We start from the raw sequence: 20,061 nt of genomic DNA on the forward strand, positions 1-20,061 counted from the left end.
CGTCAGCGCATGAAACCGATGTCCTCGTAGCGGAGGTCGTAGAAGCCGCGCGCCCCCACGTTGGCCAGCGTCTCCCTGGTCGCGACGATCTGCGGCCGCTGGTAGAGCGGCAGCACGGTCACCAGCTCCCAGATCAGCCGGTCCGCCTTGTTGGTCTCCTTGCGGGCCTGCACCGGGTCCAGGCTCTGGGCGGCCCGGCTCATGGCCTCGTCGACCGCCGCCGAACCGACGCGCCCGAAGTTCGCGTTCCAGGTCTTCCCGTCGGGCGCGTTCGCGTAGATGCCGTAGCTGCTCGAGACCGGGAACGGTGTGCCGATGTAGGCGAACGGCGTGATGTCGAAGTTCCCGGGGATCACGTACTTGCTGAAGAAGTCGTCGCTGGGCACGGCCTTGATGGTCAGTTTCACGCCGATCTGTGCCAGCATGCTCTGCGCCAGCTCGCCCTCCGACTTGCTGAGCTGCACCCCCGACGGCACCACGAAGCGCAGGTCGAGGGGCTTGCCGTCCTTCTGCCTGACCGTGCCGCCCGCGCCCGCGAGCTTCCAGCCGGCCGCGTCCAGCAGCTTCTTGGCCCGCTCCGGGTTGTAGACGCCCAGGGCGCCGGCGTTGTCCTGGTAGCCCTCCTGCGTGTTCATGAAGAAGTGGTTGTTCAGCAGCGCGATCGGCCAGTCCAGCCCCTGCAGGTCGGACCGGGCGATGGCCTGGCGGTCGATGCCGAGCTGCACGGCCAGCCGCACATCGCGGTCCTTGAGCAGCTCGCTCGACCCGTTGAAGGTGAAGTGCCGGAAGTCGGGGCCGGCCGCCTGCCGCACCTGCGCGCCCTGGGCGGCCCTGGCGCGGGCGAGATCCGGGGCGGACGGGCCGAGGTCGACGACGTCGAGCTCGCCGTTGCCGAACGCGCCGATCAGCGCGTCCTGCTCCGACGCCCGGTAGATGATCTTGTCGAGCTTGGCCCGGTCACCCCACCAGGTCTCGTCCCGTACCAGCGTGATCGTCTTGGCCGTCTGGTCGAATCCGCCGAACTTGAACGGACCGGCCGACACCGGGATCTTGTTCAGCCAGGCGTTGTTGAAGGACTCGGGCGTGCGGTTGGCGGCGGCGGGCAGCAACGGCGAGAAGAGCGACTGCCAGTCCCCGAAGGGCCGGTCGAACGTCACCACCACCTCGAAGTCGTTCTTGCCCCGCGCCACCTGCCCGATGTCCTGATAGCCGGTGGACGAGGCGATGCGGAAGTCAGGGTCGCGCCCGTTCAGCGCCCGCCACTGCGCCCGGTAGTCGGCCCACGTGATCGGCCGCCCGTCGGACCATCTGGCCTTGGGGTTCAGCGTGTACGTGACCACCTGCTGGGGCCGCCGCTCGGTCACCCTCGCGTCGATCACGTAGTTGTCGTTGACCGTGATCTCCGCCTTCTCGTCCGACAGGAACGGCGAGGGCAGCAGCGCGTTGCTGACCACGGCGGCCATCGCCAGGTTGCCGTCGACGTGGTTCCTGTTCCACTGCGCGGGGAACTCGTTGATGCCCCACCGCAGCGTGCCGCCGTCCTCGACCTTGTCGCGCGGCTGCGGGTTGACGTCGTAGGCCTTCGGCGCACGGTCGTCCCCCGCCGTGCCGCCGCCTCCCGAGCCGCCCCCGCCGCCGCAGGCAGCCAGCAGGAGCGAGCCTGTCACGGTGACGGCCATGACAAGACGTGATGCTTTCATCGAGCGATTACCTCCTGGTCATACGACGTCGCGCCGCTCGGCGTAGTGGCAGGCCGCGCCCTGGTCCGCGCCCAGCGGGCGTACCTCGGGCTCGACGTCCACGCAGAGCCTGCGCTCGTCCCCGGTGAGCTCCGCGCGGAACTTCGGGCATCTGGTGCGGAAGCGGCAGCCCGTCGGAGGGTCGGCCGGGCTGGGCAGGTCGCCTTCGAGCAGGATCCGGTCCCGCGCCCGCTCACGCACCGGATCGGGCAGCGGGATCGCCGACAGCAGGGCCTGCGTGTACGGATGCATCGGAGCCCGGTAGACGGCGTCCACCTGCCCGATCTCGGCGATCCTGCCGAGGTACATCACGGCCACCCGGTCGGCGATGTGGCGCACCACGGCCAGGTCGTGCGCCACGAACAGGTAGGACAGGCCGAGCCTGGCCCTGAGCGAGCCGAGCAGGTTGATCACGCCGGCCTGGATCGACACGTCGAGGGCAGAGACCGGCTCGTCCAGCACCAGCAGCCGGGGCTCCAGCGCGAGCGCGCGGGCGATGGCGATGCGCTGCCGCTGCCCGCCGGAGAAGTCCTGCGGGTAGCGGGCGGCGTGCGAGGGGTCGAGGCCGACCAGCGCGAGCAACTCGGCGATCCGCCGTCCTGGACGCCGCTGCCCGTGGGTGCGCAGCGGCTCGGCCAGGATGTCGTGCACCGTCATGCGCGGGTCGAGCGAGGCCAGCGGATCCTGGAAGACGACCTGCATGTCGCGCCGGATCTCGGTGCGCCGCGCGGCGTCGAGCCGGGCGGTGTCGTGGCCGAGCACGGTGATGCTGCCCCGCTGCGGCGGGGCCAGCTCGAGGATCTGTGTCAGCGTGGTGGTCTTGCCGCTGCCCGACTCGCCGACCAGCCCCAGCGTCTCGCCCTGGCGCAGGTCGAAGTCGATCCCGGCCACCGCGTGCACGGTGCCGATCCTGCGCCTGAACAGCGCCCCCTTGAGCAGCGGATAGTCCTTGACCAGGCCGCGCACCTCCAGCACCGCGCGCCGCGGCCGCCGCGGCCGTCGCGGCGCGGCGCGGGGGGCCTCCGGCGCGCCCGCGTCGTACGGGGCCACCTCCTTCCAGCGGATGCACGCGGCGCGGTGCCCGTCTCCCACCTCGAACAGCGGCGGCTCGCGCTCCTCGCACGCGTCGATCCGCATCGGGCAGCGCGGCGCGAACGGGCACCCGGGCGGCAGCGCGGCCGGCGACGGCGGGCTGCCCTCGATCGGCGTCAGCGGCCGCCGCCCGCCCTCGTCGACGCGCGGGATCGAGCCGAGCAACCCCACCGTGTACGGCATCCGCGTCCGGTAGTAGACGTCGTCCACGCCGCCCACCTCGACCGGCCTGCCGGCGTACATCACCAGCACCCGGTCGGCGAAGCCGGCCACCACTCCGAGATCGTGGGTGATCATGATGATGGCGGCGCCGGTCTTCTGCTGCGCCTTCTTGAGCACCTCCAGCACCTGCGCCTGGACGGTCACGTCGAGCGCGGTGGTCGGCTCGTCGCAGATGATCACATCGGGGTCGTTGGCGATGGCCATCGCGATCATCACGCGCTGCCGCATCCCGCCGGAGAACTCGTGCGGGAAGGCCAGCGCCCGCTCCGAGGGGTGCGGGATGCCGACGAGGTCCAGCAACTGCACGGCCCTGACCATGGCCGTCTCCTTGCCGACCCGCTGGTGCACGCGCACGGCCTCGGCGATCTGGTCGCCCACCCGGTAGACGGGCGTCAGCGCGGACAGCGGGTCCTGGAACACCATCGACATGGCCTTGCCGCGGCAGGAGGTCAGCTCCCGCGCGGGTGCGCCGATCAGCTCCCTGCCGTGCAGGCGTACGGACCCGGTGACGCGCGCGCCCGGGGGCAGCAGCCCCATGACGGCCGCCGAGGTGACCGACTTGCCCGATCCCGACTCGCCGACGATGCCGAGGACCTCGCCGCGGCGTACGGCCCAGCTCACCTCGCGCACGGCGGGCACGCCGCCGAACGACACGCTGAGGTCGCGCACGTCGAGCACCGGGCTCATCGCGCCCTCTTCGACGAGGGGTCGAACGCGTCGCGCAGGGCGTCGCCGACGAGGTTGACCGCGAGGACGGTGACCACCAGCAGGCCCGCGACGAACCAGAACGTCCACGGCGCGTAGACGGCCGTGCGCGAGCCGTCGGCGATGAGCGTCCCGAGCGAGACGTCCGGCGGCTGGATGCCGAACCCGAAGTACGACAGCGAGGTCTCGGTGAGGATCGCGGTGCTGACGTTGAGCGTGGCGTCCACGATGAGCAGGGACGACAGGTTGGGGATCACGTGGCGGAAGATGATTCGCACGGGAGACACGCCCATGTAGCGGGCGGCCTGGATGAACTCCCGCTCCTTCGTCGAGATCGTCATCCCGCGGACGACCTTCGAGGTCACCATCCACAGGAACAGCGCCAGCGTGATCACGAACAGCGGCCACCGGCCGGACCCGAACAGCGGCGACATGATCGCCAGGACGAGGAACGCGGGCAGCACAAGCAGCAGGTCGCTCACCCAGGTCAGCGTCCGGTCGGTCCATCCCAGGAAATAGCCCGCGAACGCCCCGACCACGGCCGCCAACGCCGTGGACACCAGCGCCGCGAGCAGCCCCACGACCAGCGACTTCTGCATGCCGCGCAGCGTCACCGCGAAGACGTCGGCGCCCGTCTGGAGCGTTCCGAACCAGTGGTCGGGCGACGGCGGCTGCAGGAACGCGGTGAAGTCCTTGTCGAGGTAGCTCCACGGGCTGACCAGAGGCCCCGCGAAAGCCAGCAGGAACATCAGCGCGAGCACCGCGAACCCGAGCCGCCCCTGCTTTGAGCGGAAGAACCGTTCGGCGATCAGGCGCGTCCTGGACGGCGCGCCCGCCATGACGCCGTCGCGAAGCTCCTCGGCCAGCTCCTCCTCGGACAGCGTCATCGTGCCCGCACCCTCGGGTCGAGCGCGGCGTGCAGCAGGTCGGCGGCCAGCGAGGCGCACAACACGGCGACGGCCGCCAGGAGGGAGATGGCGGCGACGGTGTTGACGTCGTTGCGGAAGATCGAGTTGATCAGCTGCTCGCCCAGGCCGTGCCAGCCGAAGATCTTCTCGGTGAACGTGGCCCCCGTCAGCAGCGTCCCGAACGTGAACGCGAAGTAGGTCGCCACGGGGATGAGCGCGGTCCGCAGCGCGTGGCGGATGAGCGCCCTCCTTCTGCTCAGCCCTTTGGCCATGGCGGTGCGCACGTAGTCGGCGCCCAGCACGTCGAGCATCATGTTGCGCTGGTAGCGGCTGAAGACGGCGATGAGCCCCACCGACAGCGAGACGGTCGGCAGGATCAGGTGTTGCAGCCGGTCGAGCGCGTGACCCCAGAACCCGGTGTCGAGGCCGTCGCTGTATTCGCCGCTGACCAGGAACACCTGGCGGCCGAAGACGTGTTCGTTGGCCCACGTGGCCCCCAGGATCAGGATGTTGGCCAGCACCACCACCGGCACGGCGAGCACCACGAACGACAGGCCGGTCGAGATGCGGTCGAACCATCCGTACTGCCGGGCCGCGGCCAGCGCGCCGGCCAGCACGCCCAGCAGGCTCCCGCACGCCAGCCCCAGCACGACCAGCCGGAAGGTCACGCCCATGCGGCGTTTGAGGTCGTCGTTGACCGGCGTGCCTCCGACGGACCTGCCGAAGTCGCCGTGCAGCACGCCCGCCGCCCACGTGGCGTAGCGCTGCAGCAGGGGAGTCCTGTCGTTGAGGTTGAGCGCGGTCAGCTGGGCGTCGACCACGGCGGCCGGCGGCTTCGGCGTGCGGTCGGCGTAGTTGGAGCGGGGGTCGAGGGCCGTGGCCGCCAGAAGGTAGGCGAGACTGGCGGCCACCACGACGAGCACGGCGTAGTTGAGCAACCTGCGGGCAAGGAACCCCGCCATCGCTCCCCCTTCGACGCCGAGCCACCCGTCGTGCTCATCTTGCTACACAGGGTGAGCGTCGTGGTGGATTACCGGCCGGAAAGTTCGTCCACGGCGGTGCGGACGTCCTCGCTCGTGATCGTCGTCAGGTCGGCGGAGCTGGCCGAACCGCCACGCGAGGCGTGCGCGGCCAGCCTGACGTCGCGGCGCATGGCGGCGCGCTCGAACAGCGACCGGGCGAAGCGGCCGTTGCCGAGCCCGTCGATCAGCCGCTCCTCGCACACCCAGGCGAACACCTCGTCGAGCCGGCGCAGCGCCTCCTCGTCGAACGAGTCGCCGGACCGCTCCGCGAGCAGCACGGCGATCTCGGACAGCTCGGAGGGGGAGTAGCTGGGGAAGGCCACCCGCTGGTTGAACCGGCTGGCCAGGCCGGGGTTGGTGGCCAGGAAGGAGTCCATCTCGCGCTGGTAGCCGGCCAGCACGATCACGAGCCGGTCGCGGTCGTCCTCGGCGCGCTTGAGCAGGGTCTGCACGGCCTCGGCGCCGAACGCGTCGCCGCCCTGGTAGCCGGGATTGACCAGGCTGTAGGCCTCGTCGATGAAGAGCACCCCGCCCAGCGCCCGGTCGACCAGCTCGTTGGTCTTGATGGCGGTGGCGCCGAGGTGCTGGCCGACCAGGTCGGCCCGGTGCGCCTCGACGACGTCGGGCCTGGCCAGCAGGCCGAGCGCGGCGAACACCCGGCCCAGGACCCTGGCGACCGTGGTCTTGCCGGTGCCGGGCGGGCCGGCGAACACGAAGTGCCGCATCTGCGGCGGGGTGGGCAGCCCGCGCTCCTGCCGCATCCTGGCCACCTGGAGCTGCGCGGCGATGGCGTGCACCTGCCGTTTGACGGGCTCCAGGCCGGCCATCCTGTCGAGGTCGGCCAGCGCCTCCTCCAGCGTGGGCGTGGCCACGTAGCCGCGGAACCGCGCGGTCAGCTCCTCGAACGCCTTGGTGACGTCGGGCGTCGTGGTGGTGACGAGGTCGTGCGTGCTCGGAGTGCCGCCGGCGCCCACCACGCGCACGTCGCGGGCCTGCGCGGCGGCCTCCACCAGGCTGCGCGCGAACCTGGCGTTGCCCAGCTCGTCGACCAGGCCGCGCCGGTGCACGTCGTCGAAGAGGCCGAGCAGCACCCGCTTGGTGTCGTCGCCCATCGTGTCGCCCCTGCGCTTCTGCAGCAGCTCGGTGACCTCGACGAGCTCGGCGGGGGAGTAGCCGGGGAAGCGCACACGCGTGGCGAACCTGCTGGCCAGGCCGGGGTTGCTGGACAGGAACGAGCCCATCTCCTGCTCGTAGCCGGCCAGGATGATGATCAGCCGGTCGCGGTCGTCCTCCGCCCGCTTGAGCAGGGTCTGCACCGCCTCCGCGCCGAACCTGTCGGGCTGCCCGTCGGAGGAGTTGACCAGCCCGTACGCCTCGTCGATGAACAACACGCCGCCCAGCGCGCGATCGACCAGCTCGTTGGTCTTGATCGCGGTGGCGCCGAGGAACTCGCCCACCAGGTCGGCCCGCTGCGCCTCGACGACGTAGGGGGTCTCCAGCAGGCCGAACGCGTAGAAGATCTTGGCCAGCGCGCGGGCCACGCTGGTCTTGCCGGTGCCGGGCGGGCCGACGAAGACGAAGTGCCTGGTGGGCCGGCCGGTCGTGTAGCCGGCCTCGGCCCGCAGCCTGGACGCCTCGATGGAGGCGGCGATCGAGCGCACCTGCTCCTTGACCGGCGACAGGCCGACCATGCTCTCCAGCTCGCCCAGCGCCTCTTCGACGGAGATCTGCGGCGGCGCGGCGGATCTGTCCTGTGGCGACTCCGGCCTCCCCTCGCGGACCCTGACCCGGACCTGCTGCTCCTCGGCCGCCGCGCGCTCGGCCTTGGCCTTGCGGGCCAGCAGGAAGCGGTGGATCAGCACCGCGAGGGCGGCGGCGTACGCGACCCAGACGGCGACGCTCTCGGAGGCGAAGGAGAGCGGGACGGCGAGCAGGCCCGCGGGGGCGAGCGCCACCAGCGTGCTCACCCACGGCGTCACCCAGCGGATCAGATGGGCGCCGGCCGCCACGGGCAGCGCCAGCCCGACCATGAGGTGCACCGAGCCCGAGCCGGCCGGGAACAGCCCGGAGAAGAGGGGCAGCGCCAGCACGACCCAGCCCGCGACCACCAGGGCGGTGGCGGCGGCGCGCGGGAAGCGCATGGTCAGCGCGACGAACGCGAGCGCCATGAGGACGAGCGGGAAGGTGCGCAGCAGGTCCCAGCCGAGTGCGGCGCCCACGCCCATGGCGGCGACCAGCACGACCACGTAGAGCACCCGGCGCACGGCGGGGGGAATCTGGTAGTAACGCTGCCGCACCTTCTCGAACAGATCCCGCGCCGCGGCCCGCCCCGCCGCCTGGGCCCTGTCGGACTCACGCATCACGCCTCCCCGGTCCGCCCCCGGTTATACCGCACCGGACGGGCGATTGGGCGGTCCTGACACGCTAGGTGGAGGTCACGAAAGCGGCGACGTGGCGGCCGAGTTCGGTGCCCGCGTCCTCCTGGAGGAAGTGGCCGGCGCCCTCGATCACGGGATGCCGCAGGCCGGAGGTGCCGGAGATCGATTTGAGCAGAATCGGCGCCATGCCGCCGGTGATCGGATCGCCGTCCGAGAACGCCACCAGGAACGGCCGGTCGAGGGTGGTGAGAACCTGCCAGGCAGCGCGGTTGGCAGGCGCAGCGGGGTTGTCGGGCGTGATCGGCACGAGGCCGGGCATGGCCCGCGGCCCCGCTTTGTACGCCTCGCCGGGGAACGGCGCGTCGTAGGCCGCGCGAACCTCCCCGGCCAGCCGCGTCCTGCAGCCCGCCTGCACGAGCCGGGCGATGTCCAGGACCGGGGCCCTGAGCACGGTGGCCTTGAACTGGTGCCACACCTCGGGCATGGGAATGTCACCGGTCGGCAAGCCCGTGTTGGCTGCCACGATCCTGGCGACGCGCTCGGGGTGTTCGGCGGCGACGCGCAGCCCGATCAGCCCGCCCCAGTCCTGGCCGACGACGGTGACGCCGCTCAGGCCGAGCGCGTCGAACAGCAGGGCGCGGGTCCACTCCACGTGCCTGGCGTACGTGTGGGCGGCGAGGTCGGCCGGCTTGTCGGAGCGGCCGAATCCGACGAGGTCGACGGCGATCGCGCGCAGCCCGGCCGCGGCCAGCTCCGGCATGACGTGCCGGTAGAGGAACGACCAGGTCGGCTCTCCGTGCAGCAGCACGACGGGCTCGCCGTCGGCGGGGCCCGCCTCGACGTAGGCCATGCGCAGGCCGTCGGCGACGTCGGCGTAGCGGGGTTCGTAGGGGAAGCCGGGCAGGCCGGCGAAGCGCTCTTCAGGCGTGCGCAGGACGTCCATAGAACAATATTCTACGCGGGATCGGCGGGCCGCGCCCTGTCCCGCCGGCGTGCCATCGGCGTGCGGTCACGCTCAGGTCCGGCGGCGCTGGTGGCGGCCGGGAAACTCGCCCAGGAACACCTCCTTGGGCGTGATGCGCAGGACGTCCGAGTCGGCCTGGGCGATGCCGCGCACCTCCACCCAGAAGCGCCGCTGCAACGGGTCCGTGGCGAACACCGCCACCCTGGGGTCGGCCTCGATGGCGTCCCAGGCCTCCGTCTCCGCGATCAGCCGCAGCTCGCCCGACGAGGTGACGGACGCCACCGCGCCCGCGACCCGGGGACCGAGGGAGTCGGCGTACGACAGGACGATGCTGCGGGCGTACGAGAAGGTCCGGCGCACCTCCGGGTCGAGCGGGACGGACGGTTCGGCGCCCATGGGCAGGTCGCACATCAGGAGGGAGGCCCGCCACGGGCCGGCGCCGCCGCGCCACCACGCGCGCGCCGCGCGGGCCAGGAACACGCCCATCGCCACGCCCAGGCCGCCGAGCCCGGTCCGCCACGCCCACGCCGACCCGAGCAGCCCGCCCGCCGCGCTCGCCACGGCGGACAGCACGACGAGGCCCGTCGCGATGAGCAGCCACCTGTCTCCGCGGTGCCGGGCGCGCAGGTATCCGCGCACCATCGGGTACGGCACCGCGACCGCCGCCAGCGCGGCCGTGGGCTCCACGGCGAGGGCCCCGCCGAGCAGCGGAACGAGCACCGTCCAGGTCCTGACGAGCAGGATCCAGAGCGTCACGCCGGTGTTCCGCCTGGCGGTGCGCTCGCTCTCCTGGGCCCGCGCCGACGCGGCCAGCGCCCGCAGCGGGCGGCCACGCCATGCCTCGGCCAGGGCGCGTACGGCGGCCAGCGCCGGCCAGCCCAGCACCGCGATGCCCGCCAGACCGGCCCAGACGGGGTCGAACGCGGCCGGCAGCGCCGGCATGGCCGCCAGCAGCAGCCAGGCGGCGAACGCCGCCACCGACACCGCCGCCGAGACGAGGTGCGCGCCGAGCCAGGGGTCCCGGCAGAGCATCGGCCGCACGTACCGCCACAGACCCACCCGCCTGGCCTGCCTGACCGTGAGCGGCACCAGCAGGGCCAGCACCGCGAAGCCGCCGAGCTCTGCCTGCGCGCCCCAGCCGGTCAGCAGCGCGGCCGCGGCTATCGCGACCGTGGCCAGGGCGACCAGCAGGCGTGCCTGGCGGGACCAGACCTCCAGGGCCCGCCTCGCCCTGCCGGTGTCGCGCGGGTGCACCGGCCATGCGGGATCGTGGTGCGGGCGGGGGCGGTCCCAGCGCAGCAGCGACAGGCCGAGGTTCACGCGGGCCTGCGGGTGGCCGGGCTCGGTGGCGAGCGCGGCGCGGTAGGACCGCTCGGCGGCGGCGTGATCGCCGCGCAGCAGGGCCAGATCGCCCAGCAGGACCCTCGGGCCGGCCTCCTCGGGCGCGAACTTCGCCGCCAGCGTGGCGTGCTCGGCCGCGTCGCCCCAGCGGCCGGGCACGCGGCGCAGGATCGAGGCCAGGCGCAGGCGGGCCGGCCAGGAGCCGCGGGCGAGCTCGACGGCCCGCTCCGCGGCGGGCACGGCATCGGCGTCGCGGCCCAGCCGCTCGTGGGCGAGGCTGATGAGCCGGTGCGCCCACTCGGCGGACGGATCAAGGCCGGACGCCCTCCGGGCGGCGTCGAGCGCGGAGTCGGGACGGCCGGCGTTCAGCCTGGCCAGGGCCTCGGCGCACCACTCGCGGGAGGACCGGTCGGGAAGATTGCCTTTTCTGCCATGTTGATCGGTCCCCACGGTCCCATGATCGCTTCGCGAACGATCGTTGGATAGATACCGACATATGGCTGTATCTCTCTAGAGAGGTTCGTGTGTGACCCTGGATCAGGCGATACCGCTACGACAAGTGCCTGACATGGCCTAAGCTGCCACGCAAGCCGGAGCGGAGGAGCCGGGCGCGAGGCCTCGGAAGGAGCGAGTGCCGAGCCGCAATCCCACGCGCCGACCCGAGAGCACGTGCGGGCCCTGGACACGGATCGGCCTGCAAGGAGGCCCATGACCGTCACACAGGCCGCACTTTTCGTACGGACTGCGGACCGGGAGCACCGGGACCACCGCTGGTCCATCCTCGTGCTCCTGTGCCTGAGCCTGCTGCTGATCACCGTGGACGCCACGGTCCTGCACATCGCGGTGCCCGCGCTCACGGCCGCGCTCGAACCCTCCGCCGTGCAGCTGCTGTGGATCATCGACATCTACTCGCTGGTGGTCGCGCCCCTGCTGATCATGTTCGGCACGCTGGGTGACAAGTACGGTCGCAAACGCATGGTCCTGTGCGGCTTCGCGCTGTTCGGCCTGGCCTCGGCGGGCGCGGCGTTCGCCCCGACGCCGCTGACCCTCATCCTGGCCAGGGCGCTGCTCGGCGTCGGCGGCGCGATGATCATGCCGGCCACGCTGTCGCTGATCCGCCAGGTGTTCACCGACCGGCGCGAGCGGGCCATCGCGCTGGGCGTCTGGAGCGCGGTCGCCGCCGCGGGCGCGGCCGTCGGGCCGCTCGTCGGCGGCGTGCTCGTCGGCGTCTGGTGGGGCGCGGTCTTCCTGATCAACGTGCCGATCCTGCTGGTGCTGCTGCCCGCCGCCGTCCGGCTGCTGCCGGACTCGCGCGAGCACAAGGACCGGCCGTGGGACGCGATGAGCGCCGTGCTCTCCGTGCTCGGGATCCTGGCGCTGGCGTTCGGGCTGAAGGAGGCGGGCTCGGGCAGCCTGATGCCGTTGTGGGCGTCCGTGCTGGTGTTCCTGACCGGGCTCGGGCTGCTGGCCGCCTTCGTCCGGCGGCAGACGCGGCTGCCGACGCCGCTGCTGGAGATCGGACTGTTCCGGCGGCGCGAGTTCGCCACCGGGGTCGCGGGCGTGCTGCTCGGCGTGTTCGCGCTGGTCGGGCTCCAGCTCATGCTCGCCCAATACCTTCAGCTCGTGCTCGGCGACAGCCCGCTGCGCGCCGCGGTCCGGATGTTGCCGCTGGTCATCTCCGCCATCTCCGGCGGGCTCGCCGCCGCCCACATCCTGCCGAGGATCGGCATGCGGGCCACGATGAGCGGCGGTCTCGGCCTCGTCGCGCTGGCGCTGACGCCCACACTGAGCTGGGGGGTCGAGGGCCATCCCGTGATGCTGGCGATCTGCTTCGTCGGCATCGGCTTCGGAGTGCAGGTGGCGCTCCTGGCCGCCTCCGACACGATCATGTCGTCGGCGACCGAGTCCCAGGCGGGTGGGGCCGCGGCCATCGAGGAGACCGCCTACGAGCTGGGGGCCGGCCTGGGCGTGGCCGTGCTCGGCACGATCACCGCCATCGTGTACGCCCCCGGCTTGCCCGCCGTGCCCGGAGTGTCCGCGGGCGGCATGGACAAGGCCAGGCAGTCGCTCGCCTCGGCCGCGCACGTCGCGGACGAGGTCGGCGGCCGAGCCGGTGGCGCGCTGCTCGACGCCGCCCGGTGGGCCTTCGTCAACGCCCTGCACACGACCGTGGTCGTGAGCGTCGTTCTGCTGAGCCTGACCGCCGTCGCGGTGGCCACGTTGCTCAGCCGTGATTGAGGTGTGCCATGTCCCGATCAGGGCAGACAATTACCGTGAGACAGGCCTTGAGCGATCTTGCCGCTTTAGTCGCCCGCATCGGCGTGGGCGGTATCTTCTTCGCCAACGGCTGGGCCAAGCTGGAAGACGGGCTGAAGATCACCGGGGAGAAGTTCCTGGAACAGGGCGCCCCCGCCCCCGGCGCCTGGGCTCCGATCACGATGCTGGCCGAGCTCATCGGCGGCGCCTTACTGATCGCCGGGCTGGCGGTCTCCGTCACCGGGCTGATCCTCTTCGCCGAGGCGCTCGCCGTCTTCCTGGTCGCGCCGCCGCTCAACCCCATCAGCCTCAATGAGCTGATCCTCCTCGGCGCGGCGTCCCTGCTGCTGGCCGTGGTGGGGGCGGGACGGGCCTCGGTGGACCACATGGTGGTGATCCGGCGGCGGGAGTCGGAGGCGGCGGACGAGTTCGCCGCCGACAGGGAGGCGGACAACGTCATCGCCTCACTCCGCGAACCCGACACCAAGCCAGACAAGCCAGATGCCAGGGATAAGCCCACCAAGACGGGCAAATCCGAACCCGCGCCCGACGCCCAGGCCACGGAGGACACGGCGCCGCACCCGCGTCCGCGCTCCGGTGAGCAGAAGAGCGGCGAGGACCCGGCGCCGACGCCGGGCGACACGCTGGTGGCCGGCCGCAAGAAACCCCCGGCCCGGGGCCGCCGCACCACCACCTCCGACTGACCCCTCCCCGCCGGCTCGGTCCCGCGGGGACGGGGAACGGCTCGCCGCCCGGTCAGGCGGGGGCGACGGGGGAGGAGACGAGGGCGGCGCAGGCCTCGGTGGCCATGACGGCGCTCAGCTGCGCCGACAGGGGCACCTTGCCGTCCGCCGCGCGCGTCCACACCGGCCCGGCCAGGATCGTGCCGTCGCGGGCGCACGACCGCCACACCCGCTCGGTGCTGGCCAGCATGAAGTCCCGCAGGTCCGGCACGTCGGCCGCGTCCACCAGGAGGCGGGCGTACCGGTAGAAGACACCCTTGAACAGCCCTTCGTCACCGCCGCCGCCCTCGTCGGCGAAGACCCCGGCCGGGGCCAGCTCCGCGAGGGCCGTGCGCGCCGTCCTGGTGGCCCGCCGCAGGTAGTCGTCATCCCCGAGAGTGCCGGCCAGCTCCACGCAGGCCCCGATGTACAGACCCTGGTTGTACGTGAAGCGCCACTGCTCGTCGATGGCGTGGTCCTGCTGCCGGTTGATGCCGTCGTGGACGAACCCGTCCTCCCGCACCAGCACGCGCTCGAGCCAGTCCATCGCCCGCCGCCCCCAGTCCAGCTGCGCGGGGTCGCCCGTGTGCCGGTGCAGGCGGGCGGAGAGCAGCACGAAGGGACCGTTGGCGGGGGTGTTCTTGTAGTACGGCTGGGGGACCCGCCAGGCGATGCCGCCCCCTTCGTGCTCGTTCCAGCCGTTGTCCAGCACGTGCCGCCAGATCGCGGCCGCCTCGGCGCGCAGCCCGTCGTCACCGCGGGCGTCGGCCAGCCGCAGGATCGCCAGGCCGGACCAGAGCATGTCGTCGAAGTAGTCGTTGAACAGCGACCCGTCGTTGTGCTCGAGGATGTTGTCGTGGATCTCCCTGGCCCGGTCCAGCCACGACGGGTCCGAGGTCCGCTCGTACGCGTCCACCCGCGCGTCCAGGGCGTGCGCCAGCCACCAGTAGTTGAAGACGTCGTTGTCGCCGGGACCCAGCGGGTGCCAGTTGTCGTACAGCTGGCGGCCGGGGGCGGCGAAATAGTGATCCAGGCTGCGCTGCGCCACGTCGGCGCGGTCGTTCCAGAGGGTGCGGGGATCGGGCTCGGGCGACACCAGGCGTTCTCCGTTCGTCGTTGCGGGTGGTCCTTGAGTCAGAGGGCCGCTTCTAGCGCGGCTCGCGCTGGTCGTGGGCCTCGACGATCGTGAAGGGGACGATGGATCGCGAGGGCACGGGTTCGCCGCGCGTCTGGGCGAGCAGCAGGTCGACCGCGCGCCTGCCCATCTCGCGCTGGTCCTGGCGCACGTGCAGGAAGGCGGGCCCGGCGACGGGGTCGCCGGCGGAGTCGAAGCAGGCGATGAGGGGCCTGGCGCGGCCGGGCGGGGCCGCCACGGCCCGGTCCATCACGCGCGCCAGGTTGTACTCGCAGACCACGAACGCGGTGACCTCGGGTTCGCGCTCCTGGAAGGCGCGGACCCGCTCCACGTCGGCCCGCACGTTCTCCGCGCTGAAGGCGCCGGGCAGGGTGCTGGACAGGCCGGTCAGCAGGTGCTGGTGGCTGAGCGGCAGGCCGCGCCTCGCCAGGGCGGTGCGGAACCCCTCCAGCCGCTCCTCGATGCTCGAGGTGTTCTCCGGCGGGGCGAGACGAACCCGATGTGCCGGTGCCCCAGATCGAGCAGGCGGTCCGTGAGGGTGCGGGCGGCCGCCACGTTGTCGGTGTGGACGGCGCAGGCCTGGATGCCCGCCAGATAGCGGTCGACCAGCACAAGCGGGTAGCCGGCGAGGATGGTCCGCAGCAGGCGGGCGTTGTAGTACTCGCCGTGGACGGGGAAGACGATCAGGCCGTCGACGAGGCCGCCATCCACCATGGACGCGATCGCGCGCTCCTCCACGGCGGCGAGCAGTTCGAGACCGTACGCCTCCGACGCGTCGGGATAGATCAGCGCGATCGCGCCGGGAGCCCGCTCGCCCGGTGCCGCGCGCTCGGCCGTGGCTCCCTGGGCCGGGATCGCGAGCCGGTCGAGGTCGGGCAGCTCGCCCGGCGACGAACGAGCCCTTGCCGCGGATCCGCTCGACGACGCCCGCCTGCCTGAGGAGCTCCAGGGCGCGCTTCGAGGTGATGCGGCTGACCTCGAACTGCTCGGCCAGCTCCATCTCGGAGGAGACACGGTCTCCCGGGACCAGGGCGCCCCGCCTGATCTCGTCCAGCACGTAATCGATGATCCGCTCGTAGAGCCCACAAGTGACATCTCCGGGAAGTCCCGAAGGAGACCGCGTGACCAGGACGCTCGCCACAGGGCCGGACATCCGCGGGCCCGCCGCCTGCTCCCCACCGCCGGCCACCCGAACGTTCGGCACTGGGCCGCCACCAGGCACGCGCCGGGATGGTGTTCACCGCGCCGGCGATGGTGTTGTTCCTCGTCTTCACCGTGCTGCCGTGGTCGGCGCCTTCGGCCTCAGCTTCACCGCGTACGACGTGCTCACGCCTCCGTCCTGGGCCGGCCTGGCCAACTACGCCCGCCTCCTGGAGGACGACACGTTCTTCACCACGCTGAAGAACATCCTCTACTACTGCGCCATGTTCGTGCCCGCCATGATCGCCCTCTCGCTGGTGCTGGCGCTGGCGCTCAGCCGGCGGCTCCCAACATGCTCATCTACCTGGCCGGCCTGCAGAACGTCCCCGCCCACCTGTACGAGGCCGCCGCCCTCGACGGGGCCGGCCGCTGGCGGTCCTTCCTGCACATCACCTGGCCCTCGCTGCGCACGACGACGTTCTTCGTCACGACCCTGTCGCTGATCGGTGCGTTCCAGCACTTCGACCAGGCGTACGTGATGACCAAAGGCGGTCCCGGCAACACGACGCTGACGCCCGTCTACCAGATCTACGAGACCGGCTTCAACCGGCTGCAGATGGGCTACGCCTCGGCCCAGGCCTTCACCCTCTTCATCATTATCATCGTCGCCGTCACGGTGATCAACATGCGGGTCAACCGCGACCAGGTGCCGGAGTGATGCTTATGACCACCAGCAGGACCACCAGAACGATCCGCCTCGCGCTCGGCCGCACGGCCTTCTACGGCGTCCTGACCGTGGTGGGGCTGTTCATGCTGCTGCCGTTCCTGTGGTCGCTGAGCACGTCGCTCAAGCCGGACGTGGACATCATCGCGCTGCCCGTCAAGTGGCTGCCCGGCTCGATCACCTTCGAGCACTACTGGTCGGCGTTCACCACCGTCCCGTTCGCCCGGCACTTCGCCAACTCCATGCTGCTGGCCGTCGCGGGCGTGGCGACCAATGTGCTGCTCGGGGCGCTGGCGGGCTACGGCTTCGCCCGGCTGGCCTTCCGCGGCAACCGGCTGCTGCTGGCGTCGATGATGGTGCCGCCCGTCGTGACGCTGGTGCCGTCGTTCATCATCGTCAGGAGCATGCCGCTGGCAGGCGGCAACGACCTCGCCGGCCAGGGCGGGGCCGGGCTGCTCAACACGTACTGGGCGGTCATCCTGCCCGGCGCGGTCGGGGCGTTCGCGGTGTTCATGATGCGGCAGTTCTTCCTGGCGCTGCCCAAGGACCTGGGCGAGGCGGCACGCGTCGACGGGTGCCGCGAGTTCCGCATCTTCTGGAGCATCTACCTGCCGCTGTGCCGTCCGGCGCTGGCCACGCTGTCGGTGTTCACGTTCGTCGCCGGATGGAACGGCTTCCTGTGGCCGCTGATCGTGCTCAACGACCCCGACATGATGACGATCCAGATGAGCCTGGCCGCCTTCTCCTTCAACCAGAAGACCGACTACGGGCCGCTCATGGCCGGATCCATCGTCGCCATGGTGCCCACACTCCTGCTGTTCGCCTTCGGACAGCGCTACCTCACCCGCGGCCTGGCCTTCACCGGCACGGGCTCGAAGTGACACCCCTTGTGATCTCCGAGAAAGGAAAGAGCCGCCGATGCGCTGGACTCTGCCCGGGCGGCCGGCCGTCACCACCGTCGCCCTCCTGACCGTGATCTCCACCGGCTGCGCCCCGTCCTCCGACGACTCCTCCGGCTCCGGCGGGGTGGTCGAGCTGACCTTCTGGGGCGACTGGTCGGGCGAAGGCGAACAGCAGTTCAGGACGATGACCGACGCCTTCAACAAGACCCACCCCGGCATCCAGGTCGAGTACGTCGTGCAGGAGGACATGCTCACCAAGTTCCTCACCGCCTCCACCTCCGGCCAGGCGCCCGACGTCATGTTCTGGGACCGCTGGCGCACGGCCACGTACGCGCCCAAGAACGTGCTGGAGCCGCTCGACGAGCGGATGAAGAAGGACGGTGTCGAGCGCGAGCGGTTCTACGGCGAGGCGGTGCGCGAGCTGACCCACGACGGCAAGGTGTACGGCCTGCCGCTGACCGTCGACGCGCGGGCCCTGTTCTACAACAAGGCCCACCTGAAGGAGGCCGGGGTGGAGCCGCCGCGGACCTGGGCCGAACTGGAGCAGGCGGCGATCAAGCTGACCAGGCGGGAGGGCGGCAAGCTCGTCCGCGCCGGGCTGTCGATGGACGACGCGGGCCTGTTCAGCATGTACCTGCGCCAGGCCGGCGGCCAGATGGTCACCGACGACTGCTCCCGCACGACCTTCAACAGCCCGCAGGGCGCGCAGGTGCTCGACCTATGGAGCCGCATGATCAAGGGCGGCGTCTACCAGACCGGGTTCGAGACCGGCCTGGGAGAAGGCACCGACGCGTTCGCCACCGGCAAGGTCTCCATGATCTTCACGGGCCCGTGGAACATCACCACCTACCGCAAGTACGGCAAGGACCTCGACTTCGGCATCGTGCCGCCGCCGGCGGGGCCGCAGGGTGACCAGGCCAGCCTCATGGGCGGGTTCGGCCTGGTGATCCCGCGCGCGGCCAAGCAGAAGGACGCCGCCTGGGAGTTCGTCAAGTGGTGGACGGCCGAGAAGGACAACGCGCTGAAGTGGGCCAGGACCAGCCTGAACATCCCCGGCAACGTGGAGGCCGCGAAGGATCCCTTCTTCACCGGCGACCCGTTCTGGAAGCCGATCCTCGACACGCTCGAGTACGCCAAGGTCCGGCCGGCCTGCGCCGGCTACCCGCCGATGGAGGACGACGCCCTCATCCCCAACCTGCAGCTGTTCCTCGGCGGCAAGGCCACCGCCCAGCAGTCCCTGGCCAAGGCCCAGGAGCAGGGGGACCGCGTCCTGACCCAGAACAACCTCGACTGAGGAGAGCATCGTGAAAGCGCGCATGACCGCCGCCTGCGTGGCGTTATTCGCCCTGCTGCAGGCCGGCCTCGCCGCCCAGCCGGCGCACGCCACCGTCCCCCGGGACGCCGACGCCGCCATGTCGGCCTTCGTCGACGCCTTCTGGGACCCGGAGAAGAAGTACTTCTACACCAACAGCGACCACCGCGTGCACGAGCACGCCCACGGGCCGGAGGACGGGCTCTACACCGACTTCTGGTGGGAGGCGCAGCTGTGGGAGCTGGTGATGGACGCCTACGAGCGCACCCGCAGCCCGGAGTACCGCCGGATGGTCGACGACGTGTACGCCGGCTTCGTCGCCTACTACCCGGACTTCGCCAACGACTTCAACGACGACCTCGGGTGGTGGGCGCTGGCGAGCGCCCGGGCGTACGAGCTGACGGGGGACGAGACGTACCTGAACCGGTCGAAGGAGCTGTTCGACCGGATCTGGGCCGAGCGCGACGACACCCACGGCGGCGGCATCTGGTGGCGCAACGACGTGCGCGACCAGAAGAACGTCGCCACCAACGCCCCCGCGGCGATCACGGCCACGAAGCTGCACGCCGCGACGGGCGAGGCCTCCTACCTGTCGCGGGCGCGGGGCCTGTTCGCCTGGGTCAAGGAGAACCTGCAGGAGGACGGGCACGTCCACGACCACTTCGAAGCCGACGGCACGCTCGTCAAGTGGGACTTCACCTACAACTTCGGCACCTACATCGGCGCCGCCGCCGCGCTCCACGAGGCGACGGGCGAGGCCTCCTACCTCGCCGACGCCCGCGCCGCCGCCGACTGGGCCACCGCCAACCTCACCAACGGCGGCACCCTGCTGCACGAGGGCGTCAACGACGGTGGCGGCTTCAAGGCGCTGCTGGTCCGCTATCTCAACGTGCTGGTCACCCGGCACGGCCAGACGAGGTATCTGCCGTTCCTGCAGCGCAACGCCACCCAGGCGTGGCAGCACCGGCGTCCTTCCGACGGCCTGATGGGCCCCGACTGGTCCGCGCCCGCGCCTGACACGTTCTTGCAGAGCCTGACGGCGGCGGCCCCCGTCAGCATGCTCCAGCTCGTCAAGCCCGACGGCAACGGCGGGCTCCAGCCGGAGAACGGCGTGTACGAGGCCGAGAACGCGCGCTCCGAGGGCATCGGAGGGGAGAGCAGCCAGCCGGGCTTCACCGGCAGGGGCTATCTCGCCGGCTGGAACGCCGCGGACCAGGCGCTGACCATTCACGTGAACGTGGGCCGCGCCGGGCGCCACCAGCTGCGCTTCCGCTACGCCGCCGGGGCGGGCGCCGCGGGGCGCCGCGTCCTGGTGAACGGCGCCCAGGCCGGCGACCTGCGCTTCCCCGCCACGCAGGGCTGGGGCCAGTGGGGCACCGCTGTGCTCGACGGGGTCAGGCTGGCGCGCGGGCACAACACGATCCGGATGGAGCTGGGGGCCGGCAACTACCTCAACCTCGACGCGATCACCCTAGGCACATGAGACCCGCTCATGTTTG

Annotated in this window: 15 protein-coding genes; 6 read left to right on the forward strand and 9 right to left on the reverse strand. The window is 71.5% G+C overall.

The window, feature by feature from the left end; translation table 11 throughout:
- Positions 1-2: 2 nt before the first annotated feature.
- The 7 genes from ACTWPV_RS06505 to ACTWPV_RS06535 all read right to left on the reverse strand — a co-directional run bounded on the left by ACTWPV_RS06505 (position 3) and on the right by ACTWPV_RS06535 (position 10,821).
- A complete protein-coding gene (locus ACTWPV_RS06505) occupies positions 3-1,700 on the reverse strand; it encodes an ABC transporter family substrate-binding protein (protein WP_443151013.1) in 1,698 nt (565 codons plus the stop codon).
- Between the two features lie 18 nt (positions 1,701-1,718).
- On the reverse strand, positions 1,719-3,740 hold the full coding sequence (locus ACTWPV_RS06510; protein ID WP_443151014.1) for a dipeptide ABC transporter ATP-binding protein: 2,022 nt from the start codon (positions 3,738-3,740) through the stop codon (positions 1,719-1,721).
- Positions 3,737-4,645: an ABC transporter permease gene (locus ACTWPV_RS06515; RefSeq protein ID WP_443151015.1), complete on the reverse strand. Its 909-nt coding sequence runs from the start codon at positions 4,643-4,645 to the stop codon at positions 3,737-3,739. The genes ACTWPV_RS06510 and ACTWPV_RS06515 overlap by 4 nt, the downstream gene beginning before the upstream one ends.
- Positions 4,642-5,628: an ABC transporter permease gene (locus ACTWPV_RS06520; protein WP_443151016.1), complete on the reverse strand. Its 987-nt coding sequence runs from the start codon at positions 5,626-5,628 to the stop codon at positions 4,642-4,644. The genes ACTWPV_RS06515 and ACTWPV_RS06520 overlap by 4 nt, the downstream gene beginning before the upstream one ends.
- A gap of 68 nt (positions 5,629-5,696) precedes the next feature.
- Positions 5,697-8,048 (reverse strand): AAA family ATPase, encoded by a 2,352-nt coding sequence (locus tag ACTWPV_RS06525; protein ID WP_443151017.1) that lies wholly within the window; start codon positions 8,046-8,048, stop codon positions 5,697-5,699.
- A 64-nt stretch (positions 8,049-8,112) separates the two neighbouring features.
- A complete protein-coding gene (locus ACTWPV_RS06530; protein ID WP_443151018.1) occupies positions 8,113-9,009 on the reverse strand; it encodes a haloalkane dehalogenase in 897 nt (298 codons plus the stop codon).
- A 72-nt stretch (positions 9,010-9,081) separates the two neighbouring features.
- Positions 9,082-10,821: a hypothetical protein gene (locus ACTWPV_RS06535; protein WP_347650717.1), complete on the reverse strand. Its 1,740-nt coding sequence runs from the start codon at positions 10,819-10,821 to the stop codon at positions 9,082-9,084.
- Between the two features lie 258 nt (positions 10,822-11,079).
- Between ACTWPV_RS06535 and ACTWPV_RS06540 the strand changes: the two genes are divergently transcribed.
- Positions 11,080-12,609, forward strand: coding sequence for an MFS transporter (locus tag ACTWPV_RS06540; RefSeq protein ID WP_347650716.1), 1,530 nt, complete (start codon positions 11,080-11,082; stop codon positions 12,607-12,609).
- Between the two features lie 47 nt (positions 12,610-12,656).
- The gene (locus ACTWPV_RS06545; protein WP_347650715.1) at positions 12,657-13,331 is read left to right on the forward strand and encodes a DoxX family protein; all 675 of its coding nucleotides are present in this window, start codon (positions 12,657-12,659) and stop codon (positions 13,329-13,331) included.
- Positions 13,332-13,383: 52 nt separating this feature from the next.
- Here the strand turns inward: ACTWPV_RS06545 and ACTWPV_RS06550 are convergent, their stop codons facing one another.
- Positions 13,384-14,445, reverse strand: coding sequence for a glycoside hydrolase family 76 protein (locus tag ACTWPV_RS06550; protein WP_443151019.1), 1,062 nt, complete (start codon positions 14,443-14,445; stop codon positions 13,384-13,386).
- A 52-nt stretch (positions 14,446-14,497) separates the two neighbouring features.
- Positions 14,498-15,637 (reverse strand): GntR family transcriptional regulator, encoded by a 1,140-nt coding sequence (locus ACTWPV_RS06555; protein WP_443151448.1) that lies wholly within the window; start codon positions 15,635-15,637, stop codon positions 14,498-14,500.
- A 339-nt stretch (positions 15,638-15,976) separates the two neighbouring features.
- Between ACTWPV_RS06555 and ACTWPV_RS06560 the strand changes: the two genes are divergently transcribed.
- The 4 genes from ACTWPV_RS06560 to ACTWPV_RS06575 are packed head-to-tail and all read left to right on the forward strand — an operon-like array spanning position 15,977 to position 20,045.
- Entirely contained in the window at positions 15,977-16,342 is a 366-nt protein-coding gene (locus ACTWPV_RS06560; RefSeq protein WP_443151020.1) for a carbohydrate ABC transporter permease, read from the forward strand.
- Between the two features lie 5 nt (positions 16,343-16,347).
- Positions 16,348-17,229, forward strand: a complete 882-nt coding sequence (locus tag ACTWPV_RS06565) for a carbohydrate ABC transporter permease (protein ID WP_443151021.1) — start codon at positions 16,348-16,350, stop codon at positions 17,227-17,229.
- A gap of 37 nt (positions 17,230-17,266) precedes the next feature.
- Positions 17,267-18,544, forward strand: a complete 1,278-nt coding sequence (locus ACTWPV_RS06570; RefSeq protein ID WP_443151022.1) for an ABC transporter substrate-binding protein — start codon at positions 17,267-17,269, stop codon at positions 18,542-18,544.
- 10 nt (positions 18,545-18,554) lie between these two features.
- Positions 18,555-20,045 carry a glycoside hydrolase family 76 protein gene (locus ACTWPV_RS06575; protein ID WP_443151023.1) on the forward strand — a complete coding sequence of 497 codons (1,491 nt, stop codon included), beginning with the start codon at positions 18,555-18,557 and terminating at the stop codon, positions 20,043-20,045.
- The last annotated feature ends 16 nt before the right edge of the window (positions 20,046-20,061 follow it).

The organism is Nonomuraea sp. KM88 (genome assembly GCF_052245635.1).
Taxonomy (GTDB): domain Bacteria; phylum Actinomycetota; class Actinomycetes; order Streptosporangiales; family Streptosporangiaceae; genus Nonomuraea.